Here is an 18904-nt window from a genome sequence, read left to right as displayed (position 1 = left end):
ATATGTAAATGAGCCAAACCTCATTTGAAAAAGTTTGGCTCTCAGGGAATATTACTAATTTTGTTTTTAGTTCTTGTAATGAATCGAGCTTGTAAAATTTCTGTTCATTAATTCAGATCAAAATGTTCACCATTTACTTCATAGATAACCCATTCACCAAGATTTGTTGCATAATCCGCAATACGCTCAAGATATCTGGTAATAAATGCAACTTGTGTTGCCTGCTCTGCCTGGGACTGGTTCGTTACAAAATGAAACAACTGTTTTATGAACTCTCCATACATCTTGTCTACATCGTCATCTAGAGCAGCAATTTTTTTCGCTAATAAGACATCACTTTTTTCATAGGCTTCGAGGGACAGCGATAGCATTTCCTTTGCCTGCTCAGCAATTTTATTGAGGGCCTCTTTATGTGCATTGAAAGAATTGGCATCAATCCGCTTTCCGCCTTTTGCCATGTCAACTGTCAAATCTGCAACTCGTTCTAAGTCACTAGAAATTTTCATCGCAACAATAATTTTTCTCAAATCAGAAGCAACTGGTTGTTGCCTTGTAATCATTAATGTAGCGGCTTCATTTATTTTAAGTTCCATTTTATTAATGTTCTTATCATAACCAATGACGTAATCCATCTTAGATATGTCCTGTTCGTTAAATCCTTTAAGTACTTCATTTAACATATTTTCTGCACTTTTTCCTAGCTCAACGATATTATTCTTTAACAATGTTAATTCCGACTCAAAACTTCCTCGAACACTCATTGATTGAATACCCCTTCCTTAACCAAAACGTCCAGTAATATAATCTTCTGTACGTTTTTCTGTTGGAGTGGAAAATATTTTTTCTGTTTGATCGTACTCAATCACTTCACCACTTAAGAAAAAGGCTGTTTTATCAGAAATTCGTGCTGCTTGCTGCATATTATGAGTAACAATTACGATACTATAATCTTTCTTCAGTTCTTTAACAAGCTCTTCTACTCTTAATGTTGAAATGGGATCAAGAGCAGATGTCGGTTCATCCATAAGAATGACATCCGGTTCAATCGCTAAGCATCGCGCAATGCATAAACGTTGTTGTTGGCCACCTGATAAGCCATAAGCATTTTCATGCAGTCGATCTTTTACATCATCCCAAATAGCAGCTCCTCGTAAACTTTTTTCAACGATTTCCTGTAATATTTTTTTATTCCTGATCCCATGAATTCTTGGCCCGTAAGCAACATTATCAAAAATGGATTTTGGAAACGGATTAGGCTTTTGAAAGACCATTCCAACACGCGTTCTAAGTTCTTCAACTTTATATTTTCTATCTAAAATATTACGGCCTCTATACAAAATTTCTCCAGATAAACGTACACTCGAGACAAGTTCAACCATTCTGTTTAATGTCTTAATATAGGTTGATTTCCCACAACCTGAAGGACCAATTATTGCTGTAACTTCATTTTCCCGAATAGGAAGATTAATGCTTTTTAGAGCTTGGTCATTCCCATACCACAGGTTTAAATCCTTCGTATCGTAAACGATATTTTTCGCCATACTTTTAGAGTCCACTGTATTTTCTGTAGCGGTCATTTCTTTCGCTTGCTTGTCATTATCTATCGTTAAAACAGCCATTCAATATCCATCCTCCTAATTAGTATCGTTTTTGAAATTTATTTCTTATAATTATTGCTACTGAATTCATGACAAACAATACAACTAATAATACCAGTATTGTTGCAGCGGCGAGGTTTCCGTATTCTGTAACTAGCGCAGAGTCAATTGTCCAATAATAAATTTGTACAGGCAAGATTGTAAATCTATCAAAGATCCCATCTGGTAACGGAATAAGAAGCGCTGGAATTCCTATCACTATAAGTGGTGCGGTTTCGCCTATAGCACGGGAAAGAGCTAATATTGCACCAGTCAATATTCCGGCAATTGATGCTGGTAATACTACATTTCTTATTGTTTGCCATTTTGTAGCGCCCATTCCATAAGAGGCCTCTCTTAAGAATTGTGGAACAGCGCGAATAGCCTCTTGACTAGCAACGACGACAATAGGCAGGACGAGGAGAGACATCGTCAATCCACCAGCTAATACGACAGAACCTAAATCCATCCCCCTTACAAATATCGTTAATCCTAAAATTCCAAATACAACAGAAGGGACACCTGCTAAATTAGTTATATTTGTCTGAATAAAGGAACGAACTCTCCCTTTTTTGGCATATTCCTCTAAGTAAATTGCTGTTCCAACTCCCAAAAACATTGTAACAGGAGCAACAACAACCATTAACCATACCGTTCCTAATAAAGCTCCCATAATACCGGCTTTATAGGGATCGGTAGATAGTTTATTGGTTAGAAAGCCAATATTAATCCAACCCATACTATCAGACAAAACCTGTAAAATAAGAACTACTAAAATGACTATGCCAAATAATGATGCCAAAAGGAATAATACCTTCATTAAATTATTCGTCGTAAGCCGTTGGTTCATCTTCTTTTGAACTTGAGTACTGTCTACATACTTCATGATTTAATACTCCTCCCTAAACCTGCGAGAGATATATTGTGCAATAAAATTCATGATCAATGTAAACACAAATAGTGTCATCGCAACAGCATATAGACTGTAATATAAAGTAGACCCAGCAGGTGCATCTCCACCTGTTACTTCTACAATATAAGCTGTCATCGTTTGCATAGATTGGGTTATATCAAATGTGAAATTTTTTGAACTCCCACTAGCAATTGTCACAATCATGGTCTCTCCAATTGCACGAGAGATTCCAAGTACAAATGAGGCAATTATTCCAGAAAGTGACGCAGGAATAACTACTTTCCACGTTACTTCTAGTTTCGTTGAACCAAGTCCTAAAGCCCCTTCTCTCATCGCATTCGGAACAGAGCTCATGGCATCTTCAGAAAGAGATGCAACCATCGGAATAATCATAATACCAATGACTAATCCTGGACTTAAAATATTTGTTGGATCCAACCCTGGAATAAACGACCGTAGTAATGGCGTGACAAATGTAAAGGCAAAAAATCCATATACAATGGTTGGTATACCTGCTAATACTTCAAGAGTGGGTTTTAATACTCTTCTCACTTTATCAGATGCATACTCACTTAAAAAAACAGCTGTCATAACCCCAATTGGTATCGCAACGAACATCGCAATAATCGTTGAAAAAATAGTTCCATTTAATAATGGTAATATTCCAAACTGTGCATTTTCACCTAATGGTTTTAGTACTGTTCCTGTATAAAATTCTAAAATCGGTACGTCTTTAAAAAAGAGAATGGTTTCGCTAAAAAGCGTCAATACAATACCTACCGTTGTTAAAATAGAAATAGTGGCAATCGCCAATAAGAAGTAGGGTACCGCCTTTTCCATTGTAGTACCTATACTAGCCGATTTCTTTTTATTCTCTATCATTTCGCGGACATTTACTCTGTTTTCATTTTTTTTTACCATGTAAAAACCCCCGTCACTCTATACCTATAGAGCAAAATCATTAAGCCCATTATCAATAAAGCAAAATAACGGGTAATAAGATGAGAAATATTGAATTCTCATCCTATTACGAATGAATTATTTTAAACCGTTTAAAGCGTCAAGCGACTCTTGGACATCATCATCAGATAATGGTGCAAAACCTGTATCAGTTGCAACCTCTTGTGCGTTTTCCATCGTATAGATCGCATAATCTAATACTTGTGGTTTTTCTTTTGCATGGTTTGCATTCAAGTACGTATAAACAGCACGAGTAAATGGTGCATACTCGCCATCTTCAGCGATTGTATCTAAAGAAGGTTCTACAGGTCCGTTACCAAAGTCAACATCAACAGCAATTAACTTATCAGTATTACTTGCATAATACCCATAACCAAAAAATGCAATGGCATTCTTATCTTTCGACACTAAATCAACGAGAGTCGAATATTCTTGTTGAAGATTAATCCCTTCTACTAAATCTTGTTTATCAAGAATGCTTTCCCAGAAGAACTCATACGTTCCATGGTTTTCGTTCGGTCCTAATGCAACAATTGGTTCGTTTGGAAATTCAGGACGAACATCTGACCAATTTTTCTTATTAGCACTTGCAAGGAAGATGTCAGTCACTTCTTGCTTAGTTAGCTCAGTCGCCCAATCATTTTCTTTATTAATGACAAACGTTAATCCATCCAAGGCCACTTTTAATTCTTGTACATCAATTCCTAATTCCTCAGCAGTGGTTTTTTCTTCATCTTTAATATGACGGGAAGCATTGTTGAAATCCGTTCCATCTTCAACTAGAAATTTTTTAAAACCAGCAGAAGTACCAGAGCGGCTAACTTCGACTGAAACGTCTTCTGCTTTATTTGTCATATAGTTTTCGGCCATTTTGGCCATAAACGGATACACTGTTCCTGAACCATCAATAACAACTGATCCTGAAAGTTCCTCATCAGCAGGTGCTTCTTCACCTGCTGTATTGTTTGTTTCTTCTGGAGCTTCCGTATCTCCACCTCCAGCACCGCATGCTGCAGAAACAAACATTAATGCCACCATAACAAGAAATAAAATCATTTTTTTCATATTCTTCACAAGATCACCTCTACGTTCTACTTTATTTCTTACATTTGGTTAATTTTTATTTCACTAATAGTATAGCCGCGTCAAAAAGATTCATTTTAGATTAAGTGTAAAAGTTTTGTAAATCACGATTTTATTCTTATTCTCGTCTCTTACTTTCTTTTATTTAAGACGTCCTCAATTCCATCGTCTCGATTATGATGATTTACACTATCAACAAAAAAACCTAAATGGACAATATTTTCATTTTTATTATCATCATAAAATTCATCTTGAATTTGATCATTTGCTTCAGCAGATCTCTCATTTATTTTTTTTATATGACCTTTTTCATTTTTCTTTTTCATCGTATCTTCCTTTCATATAAATTCGCTTCAAAAATTACTATTCCATTATAGAAATACAATCATTCAAATTCCTTCAATCAATTTTTTATGCAAGGTGTAAATGAAATACTTATTTAAAGTTTGTTAATGTTATGTAAATAACATTAAAATATAGTTAATCCCATTGCTGTAGAGAAGTAATATTAGCTATAATTTCAACGAGTACTCATCCCTGAAGTATTCATTCGACAAACGTGAAAAATGACTGGATTCCCCTTCCAGTCATTTTTCAAAATAAGTGTTATTTGATTACTCTGAAAATCCTCAGTAAATTCTTCTGTCCTATTTTTCGAATATAAGAACGTCCCCTACTTTTAATGGCATAGCGATCCACCCTTTTCAAATACTAATTATATTAAAGTCCTAAGAGTTAACATTTAAAAATCCCCATGATAAGATAAAACTGTATTTTACCATAAAATAGAAAAGGAGTTGTGTCAATGACGACTTACACTTCACGGCAAAACGTTCCTGAACAGGAAAAATGGAACTTAGCCGATATTTATGAATCAGATCAGACTTGGGAAAATGATTATCATAAAGTAGAAAAAATGGTTGGTGAATTAAAAGCGTTTGATGGCAACATTATAGATGGTCCCAGTTTATATGACTACTTAACTAAACAAGAAGAACTTTCATTTATATTTAGTAAAGTGTTTGTCTATGCAAGACTTCATGTGGATGTCGACACGAGAAATTCATTAGCACAAAACTTAGTTGAAAAGGCGACACAATTAAGTGTAAAAATTCGTTCGGCAACTTCCTTCTTCATGCCGTTCTTATTAAGTCTCGATAAAAGTACATTAGAAGGCTATATTGCCGAAGTTAAAGGTTTATCCTATTTTGAAAAAGATCTCCTCGATTCGTTTCGTTATAAAGCTCACGTATTAAGCAAAGAAAAAGAAGAAGTTCTCTCGCATTTAGGTGATGCACTTTCATCCCCTAGTAAAACGTATGGGATGCTTAACAATGCTGATATAAAGTTTGGCGACGTCACCAACGACAAGGGTGAAACGGTTGAGCTCACTCGCGGGATGTATGCGAAATTAATTGAAGACGAAAATCGTGAGAAACGAAAGGAAGCATACAAAGCTTATTATAAACCGTACGTACAATTGAATAATACGATGGCGTCTACTCTTTCTGCAGCAGTGAAAAATAATGTTTCATTAGCTAAGATGAGAAACTACAATTCGGCCTTGGAAAAATCATTATTCACAGATCTCGTTCCAATTGAAGTGTATGAAAACTTAATTGAAACGACGAAAAAAAATATTGCACCTCTTCATAAATATAACACTCTTAGAAAAGATGTATTAGGTGTAGATGAATTACGTCAATATGATTTAAATGTGTCACTTGTAAAAGGAATCAAGCAGGATATTTCATATGATGAAGCCTATGAAACAATGCTAGCTGCTTTATTACCACTAGGCACCGAGTATATTGAAACATTACGCGGATTCAAACAAGCCCGATATGTCGATGTCAGAGAAACACCGGGCAAGCGATCTGGTGCATACAATATGGGCTTATACGGGGTTCATCCATTTGTTTTATTAAATCACCATGATGATTTAAATAGTTTATTTACATTGGCTCATGAAATGGGGCATGCGATGCACAGTTATTATTCAAGTAAATTCCAACCACAGATAACGGCTGGCTATACGATTTTTGTTGCTGAGGTCGCCTCTACAGTTAATGAAGTACTGTTAATCAATTATTTAATAAAGCAATCGAGTGAAGAGCATGTTCGTAAGCATCTCCTCAACCATTTTATCGATAAGTTCAGAGGTACATTTTTCACACAAATTATGTTTGCTGAATTTGAAAAGAAGACACATGAAATGGCTGAAAATCAAATTCCATTAACAGCAGAAACATTAAATCAAACATATGAAGAACTTTTCCGTACGTATAACGGTGATGAACTCGTATTTGATGAGGAAGTAAAATACGGATGGTCAAGAATTCCGCATTTTTATCGTCCATTTTATGTGTACAAATATGCTACTGGTTTTGCCTCAGCCATCATAATTGCTAAAAAGCTGTTAGACGGGAAGAAGGAAGACCTAGAAGCTTATCTTAAGTTTCTAAAAAGCGGAAGTTCTGATTATCCATTAGAATTATTGAAGAAAACAGGTGTTGATTTAACAACCTCGGAGCCTATTGAAAATACATTACGTTATTTTAATGAGTTGGTTGATCAGTTTTCTGCCATGTAAACAGCACTTCCCAATCGACTTTCCTCCTGTTAACATAAAAATTATGTTAAAATGCAAACAAAGATTAGTTTTTTGAAAAGGACGGGAACCAATTGGAAAATACTGAACAACGTACATTAAACAGTAATTACGCCCTTGCTTCACTAATACTGGGGATCATATCCATCATAACGACAATATTGACGATCCCTGGTTTTACATTAGGTATTATCGGACTCATCTTTGGAATTTTTGGACTTAGAGAAATCAAACATGAGCGACAAACAGGAAGAAAGATGGCCATTGCCGGTGTAGTATGCAATATCATTGGAATTGTTTTACCGCTTCTTATCCCATTTATTGCGATGAATTTCGGATAAATTTCCAATAAAATAAATTGAAGGAGAGCTGCTCTATGGCAATTCTCCTTCTTTCTTGGTAAAAAAATTTTCAAGTTGCTGCATTACTGAGTGCTCTCGCTTAACTAAACAATGAGATTCATTATCTTGTTCATAGATAAACATATCAATATCTTTCGCATTACCGACAAAACGAATGTCTACACCTTGTGCATTTCGCAAATGAAAAGTTTGTACATAGTTAACCTGACTTTCATTACTAGGAACTCTAAACCTGCAAAGCCCGCTTTCAGGTTGATGGATAAACCTTCGTTTACTTAAAAGCGTTAATATTTCATCAATGAACGGGTCTACGACGATAAGATTGTGCTTGCAAACTGGATGATTAAACATATTTATTTTTAACTCTGTTTGAAGTCGGATTTGTTGTTCGCTAAAGGAGATCGGTGTTGTGTAAGGGATTGTTAATGAAAATGGAAGTACCTTTTCTTCTTTTGGCGCAATAATTAGTGGATATGGCATTTTTAATTCTAGGATGGTTTCTTTTAATTCGCGAAAATCAGTCATCTCATCATAATATTTATTGAACTCCAAACTAATCTGAACCAAAATCTCTGAAATAACCTGTTCAGCTTTGCCACCATAAATATGAATTTCACCTTTCGTTTCCTTACCACGTTCAAGTCTGTTTTCAAAAAGTAACGTATTTACCTTGGCCGAGCCAATTCCAATGCTTGAAAGTACCTTTTCAAACATATCCATTCTCCTTCAAAGTTTATCTATTGTTATACAATATGCAGGAGGTATCCATTTGTTGTTTTTTTGTTCATTAACATGACATAAAAAAATGGATGACATAAAAAGTTAACCATAAACCTTTTAGTCATCCATTCATTAGTTATTAATTATTTATTAATTATTTCATGAAATCTTCATTCGTCCAGTCTGTAATAAACATATGGCCAGGGGCATGTGTAATCATCTGCGGAATTCTTGCCTGTACTGCTGCTGCTTGAGGTGTTACACCACATGCCCAAAAAACTGGTGTTTCATTTTCTTTAATTTCTACAAAATCACCATAGTCAGGTATTTCGATCTGTTCAATCCCAATTTTTCCAGGGTCACCGATATGGACTGGTGATCCATGCATATTTGGAAATCGACTCGTAATTTCAACAACTTTATCTATATGTTTATTTAAAATTGGTCTCATCGAAACGACAAGCGGACCTGAGAAACGTCCGGCAGACTCGGTTGAAATATTGGTTCTATACATCGCAACATTTCTGTTCTGCTCAATATGGCGTAGCGAAACTCCATTTTTCAGCAGTTGACTTTCAAACGTAAAACTGCATCCTAATAAAAACGTTACATAATCTTCCTTCCACAGATCAATAATATTGTCTCTCTTTTCCTGAAGTTCGCCATTTTGATATACATGATAGAGTGGAATATCTGTTCGAACATCTGAACCTTTTGCTAAGCGAGATTCATATTCTCCTGCTTCCAATACATCAATTAACGGACAAGCCTTTGAGTTCCGGAATGTATATAAAAAGAAGTCAAAAGCATATTCCTTCGGTAAAATAACAACATTGGCTTGCACGAACTCATCACATGCTCCAGATGTAGTTGTTTGAAATTCGTCACTTCTAATCTTCTCTCTTATTTGTCGCGATTTCATGACTAAATCCTCCTTTTGCAACATAAGAAAAGAAACCTTGATTCCTTTTCAAACTTTACGATTTTCTCTAGCCTTGCACTGGGCAAAGTTTAACCCCTTCTTCCACTATTTTCTCTCGTAGTTTCTCAGCAAAATCAAGTGCGCTAGGCCCATCCCCATGAACACAAATTGTATCGGCTTGAATTGGAACATTCGAACCGTCAACAGCTTTCACTGTACCATCCTTCACCATTGTTAGTACTTGTTCAATCGCTACTTTTGCATCATGAATTAAAGCGTTTTTCTGTGTACGAGGTGTTAGCGTACCATCAGGCTGATACGTTCGATCAGCAAATACTTCGTTTGCCACAGTTAAACCAAGCTTTGCCCCGGCTTTTGTCAATTCTCCTCCTGATAATCCAAACAGAACAAGTGCTGGATCGGTATCATAGACTGCCTGAGCAATGGCCTCAGCAACATTAGAATCTTTTGCAGCGATGTTAAACAAAGCTCCATGAGGTTTAACATGATGCATACGTATATCATTAATCTTACAAAATCCCTGCAGTGCACTTATTTGATAAATGACAAAATTGTAGATATCCTCCGGGCTTGTTTTAATTTCCCTTCTGCCAAATCCGAGTAAATCAGGAAAGCCAGGATGAGCCCCAATGCTCACACCTTTTTCTTTCGCCAATTTTACCGTTTTGGACATAACATTATGATCTCCGGCATGATAACCACAAGCAATGTTTGCCGACGTTATATAATCTAAAATTTGTTCATCTTGTCCAACAACAAAAGAACCATAGCTTTCCCCTAAATCGCAGTTTAGATCAACAGATTTCATCAATCTCTCCTCCTTATCTCTCTAGAATAATTGTGGAATCATTTGAATCAGTGTACGAACACCTAAATAAGTTGTTAATACTACGATCACAGCACCAAAAACTGTCAGCCAAACTGGATGCTTATAGTCTCCAACAATTTTTACACGGTGCGCTGCTAATAAAATACATCCTAATGTTAATGGAAGAATTAGTCCATTAAATGCACCAGCTAAAACTAATAATGTAACTGGTCGACCAATAAGAGCAAAGACGAACGTTGAAAAAACTATAAAACCAATCACCCAGTAATTTTGGTATTTCTTAATACTTGGATGGAATGTTGTCAAAAACGTAACAGATGTATAAGCAGCTCCTATGACAGATGTAATCCCTGCAGCCCATAGCACTAACCCAAAAATTCGGTAACCAATTTCTCCAGCTGCAAACTCAAAGACTGATGCTGGTGGGTTATCTGGATTTAAAGCAAATCCAGCTGAAACAACACCTAGTACCGCTAAAAATAAGATAAACCTCATAATGGATGCAACAACTATTCCAGAAATCGCCGTATTTGTGATTTGACGTATATTTTCCTTACCTGCTACACCTGCATCTAAAAGTCGATGACCACCGGCAAATGTAATATAACCACCCACAGTACCCCCGACAATTGTAATAATCGCTAAAAAATCAATCTCAAGTGGAGCAAACGTACGAATGGCTGCTTCAGCGTAAGGAGGCTTGCTGACAATCATGACGTAAGTAGTTAACAGAATCATCATTGCTCCTAAATAACGAACAATTTTGTCCATTGCTACTTGGGCTTCTTTTAAAGAGAAAATAATAATACAAATAACACCAGTCATCACAGCCCCTACTTTTGGATCAAATCCCAGTAATGCATTAACCCCCAATCCTCCACCAGCTACATTACCTATGTTAAAGGCTAGTCCACCGAGTACGATAAAAAAGGCAACAACAAATCCTAATCCTGGCAGGACTGCATTCGCTATTTCCTGTCCTCTCATTTTTGAAACCGCAATAATCCTCCATATATTTACTTGAGCTCCAACGTCTAAAATAATCGAAGCCAAAATAACAAAAGCAAAACTTGCGAGGAGTTGTTCAGTAAAAACAGCAGTTTGTGTTAAAAATCCTGGACCAATCGCAGATGTAGCCATTAAAAAGGCAGCTCCAGTCATGGCACTTACTCTCTCTTTTGGTGTCATTCTATCTTGTTTGTCAATTGGATTTTGATTCATGATAGATATTCCTTTCTTTAATTAGAATTAATATTGTCCCTAGATGTTTCAATCCTTTGAAATCTAGACACAAACATATTGTTTTAGTACAATTAGATATGATTTTTTAGATTCGTCTTTTACAATCTTCCCTCGAACCGTATTATTTACTATCGAATAAAGGGGCAAAACTCATGCAAAACAAAAATAAAACAGTTGTAAAGTCTATGAAACTACTTGATCTTTTCCGAACAAATGAAAAGTTAAGTTTAAACGATATGGTTCAACTTTCTGGAATCCCTAAAACCTCTGTCCACCGGATGATCGGTTCCCTTGAAGATATGGGTTTTCTTACAAAAAACGAGGATGGGAAATATATTCTTGGAATGCTATTTCTTGAATTTGGACAACTAGTTGCTGACCGTCTTGATATTAGACAAGTTGCTTATCCGATCATGAAAGAGCTTCGTGATGAAATAGGAGAAGCTGTAAATCTAACTATGATCGATAATCAGGAAGCTATCTACATTGAAAAACTGGATACAAACCATCCTGTACGTTTATTTACAAAGGTGGGCCGTCGCTCTCCTCTTTATGCTGGTGCTTGTTCACGAATTATCTTGGCCTATCTACCAGAACCTGAACAAGAAGAGTACATTAATGTAACAGAACTTAAACAGTATGGTAAAGGGACAATAACGGACAAAGATGAGCTTCGAACAATCTTACAAAAATCGAGGACTAATGGCTATACAATCAGTCATTCGGAACTCGAAAACGATACATCGTCCGTTGCTGCACCGATTTTCAATTACACAGGTCAAGCGGTAGGAGGTATTAGTATCGCTGGTCCAGATGTACGTTTTCAAAAAGAACATTTACCCGATATCATTGAAAAAGTCACTGCTGCGGCAGCTGAAATATCAAAAAAATTAGGATATCAATCTGTATAAACCCTGTGTCAAGAGCCCCTTCAGAACATGATAGGGCTTTTCCTATCTCAGTTATCTTAGTTCCGAAATTTTTAATGACAATCCTGTACTAAGCTCCCTAATATCTCGTTCTCGATTCATAAATAATTGTTCAGCTTCTTTCAAAGAGATTTCCTCAAATTGAATGAACTCTCCCGGCTTCATTTGAGCGATGAGTGGAATATCGACGGTTACAACTTGTCCAATTCTCGGATAGCCTCCGGTTGTTTGCCGATCAGCTAGTAATATTATTGGGTTTCCATCTGGGGGAACTTGAACAGTCCCTAATGAAACGGCTTCTGAAATCATCTCAAGTGATTGACTAAATGTTAAAGCTGCACCAGAGAGTCGGTAACCCATTCGATCTGATTGCGGTGAAACTTGAAAGCGCTTCTCAAAAAATGCGTCTTTACTTTCTGATGTGAATGCGTCATATTGTGCTCCACGGAGTACTCGAATCTTCTGCTTATTGTCGGCTTGCTTGACACTCCATGATGTTGTCAAAAAATATTGTTCATCTATTTCTGTAAGTCGTTGAATTAGTAAAGATAGCTCTGATGTATCTCTAAACTCAATCTGATCACCAATCTGTAATGCTCGTCCATGATATCCACCAATTCCTGCGCGAAGATAAGTACTTCGGCTCTCCATCACTTCCGGAACATCAAATCCACCTGCCACTGCCAAATAAGCACGACATCCTGTAATACAATGACCAAATTGAATAACACTGCCTTTTTTGACGACAACAGGCTTCCATTGTGGAACCGGTTTATTTTCAATTGTTGGAGACAAATCTCCACCAGTAATCGCAATAAGGCTATCTTTCTCGAATTGCAAGGTTGGGCCGGACAATGTAATTTCTAATCCTGCCTCACCTTCTTCATTGCCAACTAATAAATTTGCCACGCGTAGTGCATAAGTGTCCATCGCTCCACTCATGATCACACCATATTTCTGATACCCGACCCTACCTAAATCCTGAATTGTTGTAAGTAAACCTGGACGAAGAACTTTCATGCTCATCGACGTCCCTCCTTTAACTCTATAAATTCCTCAAGAGTAATAGGTGTAAAACGGATCAGATCTCCAGCTTGTAAGAGGGTTGGCGGGTTATTATCTGGTATAAAAAGCTCCCATGGTGTTTGGCCAATTAACTGCCATCCTCCAGGAGTTTCAATCGAATAAACACCCGTTTGTTTACCAGCTATCCCTACTGATCCCTTTGGTATTTTCATCCTAGGATTTGCTCTTCTTGGTGTTGAGATCCGTTCTGACATGCCACCTAAATATGGAAAACCAGGAGCAAAGCCAAGCATGTAAACGAGGTACTCACCCTGTGAATGAATATGAATGACTTCATCTGTTGTAAGACCGTTATGCTTTGCTACAAATTCCAAGTCAGGTCCATATTCACCCCCATAATAAACAGGGATTTCAATGACCCTTTGCTCAAATTCATTCGTTTTTTGTTGGATGTTTAAAATCATTTTTTTGATCATGGAATGAACCAAAAGATAGGGAGAACTTCCGTTTTGGTTGTATGTTTGATCCACAATAATTGGATCATAAAACACCGTTACACTACAAAAGGATGGAACATATTCAATCATTCCTGCAAAAGAATGTTGATCCAGACACTCTGTGAACGCTTTCACTCGTTTGTGTATTTGTACATCTATCTCATTGCCAAAACTCACAGTTATCGCTGTGTCACTTAAAGGATAAATGTCAAATTCAATTGTATCTTCTGATTTTTTCATATCCATCCTCCTCTACAATGTATTCCGTAATTCGGAATAACTATACCGAATTTAGGTATGAAATTATTATAATTGTTTGAATTTAAAAAAACAATAGATTTTGTCGATTATTTCTTATTTAATATACATTGCTAATCTATTCGACAAAAAAGCAGAGAACTTATGAACATATAAATTCTCTGCTTTTTTCTTCATATTTATTTATCTTTGTGCCCTAAAATTATTCTTACATTCACTCTTTTTTCACTGAACGTACTCCACTCATAATAAACTGAATTGTATCACTTACATACTGCTCCTCATCAACCTGGCTGTCATTTAAAATAATAATCCTTGTAATAATCGTACTTACAATCGTTGATATAGTAAGGCGAATAATCGTATCTTCCGGTAAATCCTTCAATTCTCCTTTTTCCTTAAAATGCTTGATAACATTTTTGAAAAGGGGATAGATATGTTCCATAAAGATCGTCTGAAAAGTCTTTTTAAACTCAGGTTGAAAAGCCATCTCTTGAATTAATATTTTTAATAAGGGACTATTTCTTTTCGCAAATGTCAGCCGATTTTCGATTAATTTACGCAAAAAATCACTATAACTGTTATATTCTTTATCAAAAACATCTTTCTTAAATTCCTTTAAAATAAACGGAGCGACCATCTTTGTCAAAAGTGGCGAAACAATAGCTGATAGCAATTCTTTTTTTGTTTTATAATGCCGAAATATTGTACCTTCAGCAACTCCCGCCATTTTTGCAATTTCATTTGTGGAAGTAGCTGCATAGCCTTTTTTAGAAAAAGCTTCAATTGCACTTTCTAGTATTTTCTTTTGTTTATCAGTTAAATTGGACTGCTCCTCTTCAGGAAATATTTCACTTAACATACTGCTGTGATTACTCACTTTTTGTCACCACCCTTGCTACTGGATACTCTTTACATCCTTCTATGTTTTTTCAGTGCCATAATATTGAGGAGCATAAATACGAGCGAAAAGCCTAACAGTACAAAGATATCTGTTTGTATGGCTTCCCATCCTCCTCCTCTGAGCATAATTGCCGATAGAGAGTTCGCTCCATAGGTTAATGGCATAAACGCACTGAATCCACGCAGAAACGGACTCATCGCTTCTAATGAAAATAAGCCTGATAAAAAGATTTGTGGAATAATAACAATTGGTATAAATTGTACAACCTGTAATTCATTATTGGCAAATGTAGATAATAAAATCCCCAGGGTCAATGCAACCATCGCTAGTAAAAGTGTTACGAGAAGAACATACCAAATTGATCCAACCATCCACATACCAAGAACACTTATCGAATACCAAGAAATAATTGCTGATTGAACAGATGTAAATATACCAAAACCAATAATATATCCAAGGACAATTTCTGAACGCTTTAAAGGAGTTGAGAGCATTCTTTCCAATGTACCTCTTGACCGCTCACGTAAAAAGGAGACACCCGCAATGATGAAAACAAAAAAGAAAATAAATACTCCAATGAGTATTGGCCCCATATAGTCAAATGGTTCAAGTGTGTCAGATCCATGCAAATAGGTGATTTGAGGTTGATTTTCATTATCTGATTCAGCACCAAGTGCCCGTTGTAAAACCATCATTACCGCCCTATTTGCAGTTAAGTCACTGCCTTCTAACGTAATCTGTAGTTGCATATCTGTAACAGCCATTATCGCATCTACTTTTCCTTGCTTAATCAGTTCCTCTGCTTCCTCTTCTGTAAATTTCGATACATTCGCTTTTGCTTCCTCTACTTTTGTTACGACCATACTTGGAACAGTATCTGTTATTGCAATATCAGGAACATAATCTGCTCCTTTAAAAACTAACGACATGAGAAATAATACGAAGATCGGTGCGATAATCATTAATGCCATTGTGCGCTTATCCCGAATAAATTGACGTATAATCCTAAGAACGATCGCTTTAATTCTCACGCTGAACACCCCCAAAATGAATAAAAACCTCCTCAATATTTAAAGCACCAATCTTTTCCTTTAAATCCTCTGGTGTCCCTATTGCAATAAGCTTTCCATCGCGAATCATACCTAAACGATCACACTTTTCCGCTTCATCCATTACGTGCGTTGTCACAATAATGGTCGTTCCATTTTCTTTTAACCGATTGAGCTCCTCCCAAATCTCCATTCGCAGTACTGGATCTATCCCTACTGTCGGTTCATCAAGAATAAGAAGATTCGGTTCATGTAATAATGAGATCGCTAATGAGAGTCTTCTTTTCATCCCTCCGGAATATTCTGCGACTCTTTTTTTCAAATGATCTTCCAAGTTTACAAGAATCATGACTTCCTTTATTCGTTCTTTTTTCTTTTGACCTTTAAGTCCGTAGATTTCTGCAAAGAACTCTAAATTTTCAAGAGCAGTTAGTTCTTCATATAAAGCATCAGATTGTGTCATATAACCGATATTTTTCATCATTTGTAAGTCGGGAACCTTCGCACCAAATATTTCAATGTTACCAGACGTCACTTCACCAATACCCGCAATACATTTTACGAGTAAAGTCTTTCCAGCTCCCGAAGGTCCTAACAGTCCAAAAATTTCAGCTTGATTGACTTGTAATGTAATGTTGTGTAATACCTTTTTTGAGCCAAATGATTTCGATATACGATCAATCATGATCTTTTCTGTCATGAAAACGACCCCTTTCCAAATAAGTGAGTAATTACTCACTATAATCATAATCGATATTTCCCACCTGTGTAAAGTGAGTACTTACTCATTTAACAATCTTGTAATATATTGAACGATACTTTTAAGCGATAAAAGACACATTCAAAGGAATGTGCCTTTAACGCTTTGTACAATTGTTTACCAACAATATAACTATCCTCTTCGTTTTCGTAATTGGCGAATAAGCGGAAAAACAAATGATAGTAAAGAAACTATTAATAGAGATAATGCAATTGGTTCATTTATAAAAATACTTAAGCTGCCATTGGAAATCGTTAATGATTGTCTAAATGATTGCTCCATCATTCCACCAAGAATAAATGCGAGAATAAAAGGAGCTGCAGGAAAAGCAAATAAGCGCATAAGGAAACCTATGAATCCAAATAATAGCAACATATATAAATCAAATGTATTGAAGCTTATTGCATATACACCAATCATACTAAACATAATAACAAGTGAGATTAGCAATGGTCTAGGAATCTTTAAAATTTTTGCAAAGTATGGGATTAATGGTAGATTCAAAATCAATAAAAAGACATTCCCAATATACATACTTGCAATAATTCCCCAAAATATTTCAGGACGATCTACCATTAATAATGGACCAGGCTGTACACCTAATACTAAAAATGCTCCCAACATAACAGCTGTTGTTCCTGATCCTGGAATTCCTAAACTTAACAGTGGAACAAATGCACCACTTGTTGCTGCATTATTTGCCGTTTCCGGCGCTGCAATTCCTCGAACAGATCCTTTTCCAAATTCTTCAGGATTTTTCGCGATCTTCTTTTCTGCTATATAAGCGATAAAGGAGGCAATTGTCGCACCTGCACCTGGTAAGACACCAAGGATAAATCCTAAAAATGATTGTCGTGTGACCGGACCTTTCATTTCACTAAAATCTTGTTTTGTTAGTTTTAAGCTTCCTAGCTTATGAGCATTACTTGCAGAAGTATCATTTCGATTAATGATTAAACTACATACCTCAGCTAAGGCAAATAAACCTAATGCAATAACTAAAAAGTCTAATCCTTCAAGTAAATTTACATTTCCAAACGTAAAACGTTGTGTCCCAGTCTGCGCATCAATTCCAATGGTTACAATCATAAAACCAACAACAGCAGAAATAAGTGCTTTAATTGTTGATCCTTCTGATAAACTTGAAATCGCAGTCAAACCCATGACCATAAGTGCAAAATAGGCTGGTGGTCCAAAGGCTATTGCCACGCTTGAAAGGGCTGGTGCAAGAAGCATTAATAGAACAACACTTATTGTACCACCAGCAAAAGAACAGACTGCCGCAATTGCTAGTGCCTTACCCGCTTTTCCTTGCTGAGCCATCGGATAGCCATCAAAGGAAGTTGCAACTGTACCTGCAACACCTGGCGCATTTAATAATATCGATGATGTTGACCCTCCAAATATTGCCCCATAATAGACGCCCGCCATCATGATCAAGGCTACAGTCGGATCCATTCCAAACGTAACTGGTATCATAACTGCAATGGCACTGATTGGTCCTAACCCCGGAAGCATACCAATGAATGTCCCTACAAATACACCAATCAATACAAATAATATTCCTTCCCAACTAATCGCAACCTGGAAACCAGTTAATAATCCTTCTAAAGCTCCCATACGATCCCTCCTTTAAAACGGCAATATTCCTTGTGGTAAACTGATTTTTAATAACATCGTGAATACTGTATACATAAATACTGGAAATACAACCGAAACAATCATATTCGTGACATGTTGTTTATAACCAAGAAACCATGAACAAAAAAAGATGAACAACGCGGTAATAATTACAAATCCTAGAAACTCAAGCAACATAATATAAACAAAAATAAATCCCGCTACAGTCAGTAAAACTCCAATATCTTTTTTGGGAATCTTTCTTCTTGCTTTTTGTTCCTCTGTTTCAGAATCCTTAGCCAAAAATAAAAGTACAGATAAAAAGATTAACAACCAACCAAGTGCTTTTGGTATCATATCTGCATCCACTTCAGTATAGGCATACGAAGGTAATTGGTACGATAAGATTAGATAGACAATAGCAATTAATAATAAAACAATACTTACCCTTTGATTCATTGTTTTTAACATAAGTTCACCACCGTAAATTGGTTTTCAAGATCTTTCATTTTGTAAAAAATGAAGTCAATGATTATGATCATTGACTTCATAAAACATCAA

20 protein-coding genes are annotated in these 18904 nt (G+C 36.2%); 3 read left to right on the top strand and 17 right to left on the bottom strand.

What is annotated here, in order from left to right; all coding sequences use genetic code 11:
* Positions 1-107: 107 nt before the first annotated feature.
* The 6 genes from phoU to ACJ2A9_RS15945 form a co-directional block, all read right to left on the bottom strand.
* Positions 108-761, bottom strand: coding sequence for a phosphate signaling complex protein PhoU (gene phoU / locus ACJ2A9_RS15970; protein WP_441422669.1), 654 nt, complete (start codon positions 759-761; stop codon positions 108-110).
* A gap of 18 nt (positions 762-779) precedes the next feature.
* A complete protein-coding gene (pstB, locus tag ACJ2A9_RS15965; protein WP_441422742.1) occupies positions 780-1577 on the bottom strand; it encodes a phosphate ABC transporter ATP-binding protein PstB in 798 nt (265 codons plus the stop codon).
* Between the two features lie 61 nt (positions 1578-1638).
* On the bottom strand, positions 1639-2523 hold the full coding sequence (pstA, locus tag ACJ2A9_RS15960; protein WP_441422668.1) for a phosphate ABC transporter permease PstA: 885 nt from the start codon (positions 2521-2523) through the stop codon (positions 1639-1641).
* A 3-nt stretch (positions 2524-2526) separates the two neighbouring features.
* Positions 2527-3471 (bottom strand): phosphate ABC transporter permease subunit PstC, encoded by a 945-nt coding sequence (gene pstC / locus ACJ2A9_RS15955; RefSeq protein ID WP_441422667.1) that lies wholly within the window; start codon positions 3469-3471, stop codon positions 2527-2529.
* 117 nt (positions 3472-3588) lie between these two features.
* Positions 3589-4575, bottom strand: coding sequence for a PstS family phosphate ABC transporter substrate-binding protein (locus tag ACJ2A9_RS15950; RefSeq protein WP_441422741.1), 987 nt, complete (start codon positions 4573-4575; stop codon positions 3589-3591).
* Positions 4576-4724: 149 nt separating this feature from the next.
* Positions 4725-4919, bottom strand: a complete 195-nt coding sequence (locus tag ACJ2A9_RS15945) for a hypothetical protein (RefSeq protein WP_441422666.1) — start codon at positions 4917-4919, stop codon at positions 4725-4727.
* 479 nt (positions 4920-5398) lie between these two features.
* On the opposite strand from ACJ2A9_RS15945, the gene pepF reads away from it, so the two are divergent.
* Positions 5399-7186, top strand: a complete 1788-nt coding sequence (pepF, locus tag ACJ2A9_RS15940) for an oligoendopeptidase F (RefSeq protein ID WP_441422665.1) — start codon at positions 5399-5401, stop codon at positions 7184-7186.
* 92 nt (positions 7187-7278) lie between these two features.
* Positions 7279-7545, top strand: coding sequence for a DUF4190 domain-containing protein (locus ACJ2A9_RS15935; RefSeq protein ID WP_441422664.1), 267 nt, complete (start codon positions 7279-7281; stop codon positions 7543-7545).
* Between the two features lie 33 nt (positions 7546-7578).
* Here ACJ2A9_RS15935 and ACJ2A9_RS15930 read toward each other — a convergent pair whose 3' ends face one another.
* From ACJ2A9_RS15930 to ACJ2A9_RS15915, 4 genes are all read right to left on the bottom strand, one after another.
* Positions 7579-8280: a sporulation protein gene (locus ACJ2A9_RS15930; protein ID WP_441422663.1), complete on the bottom strand. Its 702-nt coding sequence runs from the start codon at positions 8278-8280 to the stop codon at positions 7579-7581.
* A 160-nt stretch (positions 8281-8440) separates the two neighbouring features.
* Positions 8441-9208 carry a putative hydro-lyase gene (locus ACJ2A9_RS15925; RefSeq protein WP_441422662.1) on the bottom strand — a complete coding sequence of 256 codons (768 nt, stop codon included), beginning with the start codon at positions 9206-9208 and terminating at the stop codon, positions 8441-8443.
* A 67-nt stretch (positions 9209-9275) separates the two neighbouring features.
* On the bottom strand, positions 9276-10037 hold the full coding sequence (locus ACJ2A9_RS15920; protein WP_441422661.1) for a LamB/YcsF family protein: 762 nt from the start codon (positions 10035-10037) through the stop codon (positions 9276-9278).
* A 21-nt stretch (positions 10038-10058) separates the two neighbouring features.
* Positions 10059-11246: an NRAMP family divalent metal transporter gene (locus ACJ2A9_RS15915; RefSeq protein ID WP_441422740.1), complete on the bottom strand. Its 1188-nt coding sequence runs from the start codon at positions 11244-11246 to the stop codon at positions 10059-10061.
* Positions 11247-11452: 206 nt separating this feature from the next.
* Between ACJ2A9_RS15915 and ACJ2A9_RS15910 the strand changes: the two genes are divergently transcribed.
* Entirely contained in the window at positions 11453-12211 is a 759-nt protein-coding gene (locus tag ACJ2A9_RS15910; protein WP_441422660.1) for an IclR family transcriptional regulator, read from the top strand.
* A gap of 51 nt (positions 12212-12262) precedes the next feature.
* On the opposite strand, the gene ACJ2A9_RS15905 is transcribed toward ACJ2A9_RS15910, so the two are convergent.
* From ACJ2A9_RS15905 to ACJ2A9_RS15875, 7 genes are all read right to left on the bottom strand, one after another.
* The gene (locus ACJ2A9_RS15905) at positions 12263-13255 is read right to left on the bottom strand and encodes a biotin-dependent carboxyltransferase family protein (protein WP_441422659.1); all 993 of its coding nucleotides are present in this window, start codon (positions 13253-13255) and stop codon (positions 12263-12265) included.
* Complete coding sequence (gene pxpB / locus ACJ2A9_RS15900) at positions 13252-13992, bottom strand: 5-oxoprolinase subunit PxpB (protein WP_441422658.1); 741 nt, start codon at positions 13990-13992, stop codon at positions 13252-13254. Before pxpB ends, ACJ2A9_RS15905 begins: the two co-directional genes overlap by 4 nt.
* Before the next feature lie 232 nt (positions 13993-14224).
* The gene (locus ACJ2A9_RS15895) at positions 14225-14890 is read right to left on the bottom strand and encodes a TetR/AcrR family transcriptional regulator (RefSeq protein ID WP_441422657.1); all 666 of its coding nucleotides are present in this window, start codon (positions 14888-14890) and stop codon (positions 14225-14227) included.
* 32 nt (positions 14891-14922) lie between these two features.
* On the bottom strand, positions 14923-15945 hold the full coding sequence (locus ACJ2A9_RS15890; RefSeq protein WP_441422656.1) for an ABC transporter permease: 1023 nt from the start codon (positions 15943-15945) through the stop codon (positions 14923-14925).
* The gene (locus ACJ2A9_RS15885; RefSeq protein ID WP_441422655.1) at positions 15935-16663 is read right to left on the bottom strand and encodes an ABC transporter ATP-binding protein; all 729 of its coding nucleotides are present in this window, start codon (positions 16661-16663) and stop codon (positions 15935-15937) included. Before ACJ2A9_RS15885 ends, ACJ2A9_RS15890 begins: the two co-directional genes overlap by 11 nt.
* 192 nt (positions 16664-16855) lie before the next feature.
* Entirely contained in the window at positions 16856-18343 is a 1488-nt protein-coding gene (locus tag ACJ2A9_RS15880; RefSeq protein WP_441422654.1) for a tripartite tricarboxylate transporter permease, read from the bottom strand.
* 12 nt (positions 18344-18355) lie between these two features.
* Positions 18356-18814 (bottom strand): tripartite tricarboxylate transporter TctB family protein, encoded by a 459-nt coding sequence (locus ACJ2A9_RS15875; protein ID WP_441422653.1) that lies wholly within the window; start codon positions 18812-18814, stop codon positions 18356-18358.
* Positions 18815-18904 lie beyond the last annotated feature (90 nt).

Origin of the sequence: Anaerobacillus sp. MEB173 (genome assembly GCF_052119505.1) — a bacterium.
In the GTDB taxonomy this organism is placed as follows: domain Bacteria; phylum Bacillota; class Bacilli; order Bacillales; family JBJMAU01; genus JBJMAU01.
The sequence above is the reverse complement of the archived record's forward strand: the minus strand, read 5'-3'. Positions and strand labels throughout refer to the sequence as shown.

What these genes read in the sequence shown, in the direction of transcription:
- phoU (WP_441422669.1), bottom strand. Translation starts at nt 761, where the DNA reads ATGAGTGTTCGAGGAAGTTTTGAGTCGGAATTAACATTGTTAAAGAAT.
- pstB (WP_441422742.1), bottom strand. Translation starts at nt 1,577, where the DNA reads ATGACCGCTACAGAAAATACAGTGGACTCTAAAAGTATGGCGAAAAAT.
- pstA (WP_441422668.1), bottom strand. Translation starts at nt 2,523, where the DNA reads ATGAAGTATGTAGACAGTACTCAAGTTCAAAAGAAGATGAACCAACGG.
- pstC (WP_441422667.1), bottom strand. Translation starts at nt 3,471, where the DNA reads ATGGTAAAAAAAAATGAAAACAGAGTAAATGTCCGCGAAATGATAGAG.
- ACJ2A9_RS15950 (WP_441422741.1), bottom strand. Translation starts at nt 4,575, where the DNA reads ATGAAAAAAATGATTTTATTTCTTGTTATGGTGGCATTAATGTTTGTT.
- ACJ2A9_RS15945 (WP_441422666.1), bottom strand. Translation starts at nt 4,919, where the DNA reads ATGAAAAAGAAAAATGAAAAAGGTCATATAAAAAAAATAAATGAGAGA.
- pepF (WP_441422665.1), top strand. Translation starts at nt 5,399, where the DNA reads ATGACGACTTACACTTCACGGCAAAACGTTCCTGAACAGGAAAAATGG.
- ACJ2A9_RS15930 (WP_441422663.1), bottom strand. Translation starts at nt 8,280, where the DNA reads ATGTTTGAAAAGGTACTTTCAAGCATTGGAATTGGCTCGGCCAAGGTA.
- ACJ2A9_RS15925 (WP_441422662.1), bottom strand. Translation starts at nt 9,208, where the DNA reads ATGAAATCGCGACAAATAAGAGAGAAGATTAGAAGTGACGAATTTCAA.
- ACJ2A9_RS15920 (WP_441422661.1), bottom strand. Translation starts at nt 10,037, where the DNA reads ATGAAATCTGTTGATCTAAACTGCGATTTAGGGGAAAGCTATGGTTCT.
- ACJ2A9_RS15915 (WP_441422740.1), bottom strand. Translation starts at nt 11,246, where the DNA reads ATGACACCAAAAGAGAGAGTAAGTGCCATGACTGGAGCTGCCTTTTTA.
- ACJ2A9_RS15910 (WP_441422660.1), top strand. Translation starts at nt 11,453, where the DNA reads ATGCAAAACAAAAATAAAACAGTTGTAAAGTCTATGAAACTACTTGAT.
- ACJ2A9_RS15905 (WP_441422659.1), bottom strand. Translation starts at nt 13,255, where the DNA reads ATGAGCATGAAAGTTCTTCGTCCAGGTTTACTTACAACAATTCAGGAT.
- pxpB (WP_441422658.1), bottom strand. Translation starts at nt 13,992, where the DNA reads ATGAAAAAATCAGAAGATACAATTGAATTTGACATTTATCCTTTAAGT.
- ACJ2A9_RS15885 (WP_441422655.1), bottom strand. Translation starts at nt 16,663, where the DNA reads ATGACAGAAAAGATCATGATTGATCGTATATCGAAATCATTTGGCTCA.
- ACJ2A9_RS15880 (WP_441422654.1), bottom strand. Translation starts at nt 18,343, where the DNA reads ATGGGAGCTTTAGAAGGATTATTAACTGGTTTCCAGGTTGCGATTAGT.
- ACJ2A9_RS15875 (WP_441422653.1), bottom strand. Translation starts at nt 18,814, where the DNA reads ATGTTAAAAACAATGAATCAAAGGGTAAGTATTGTTTTATTATTAATT.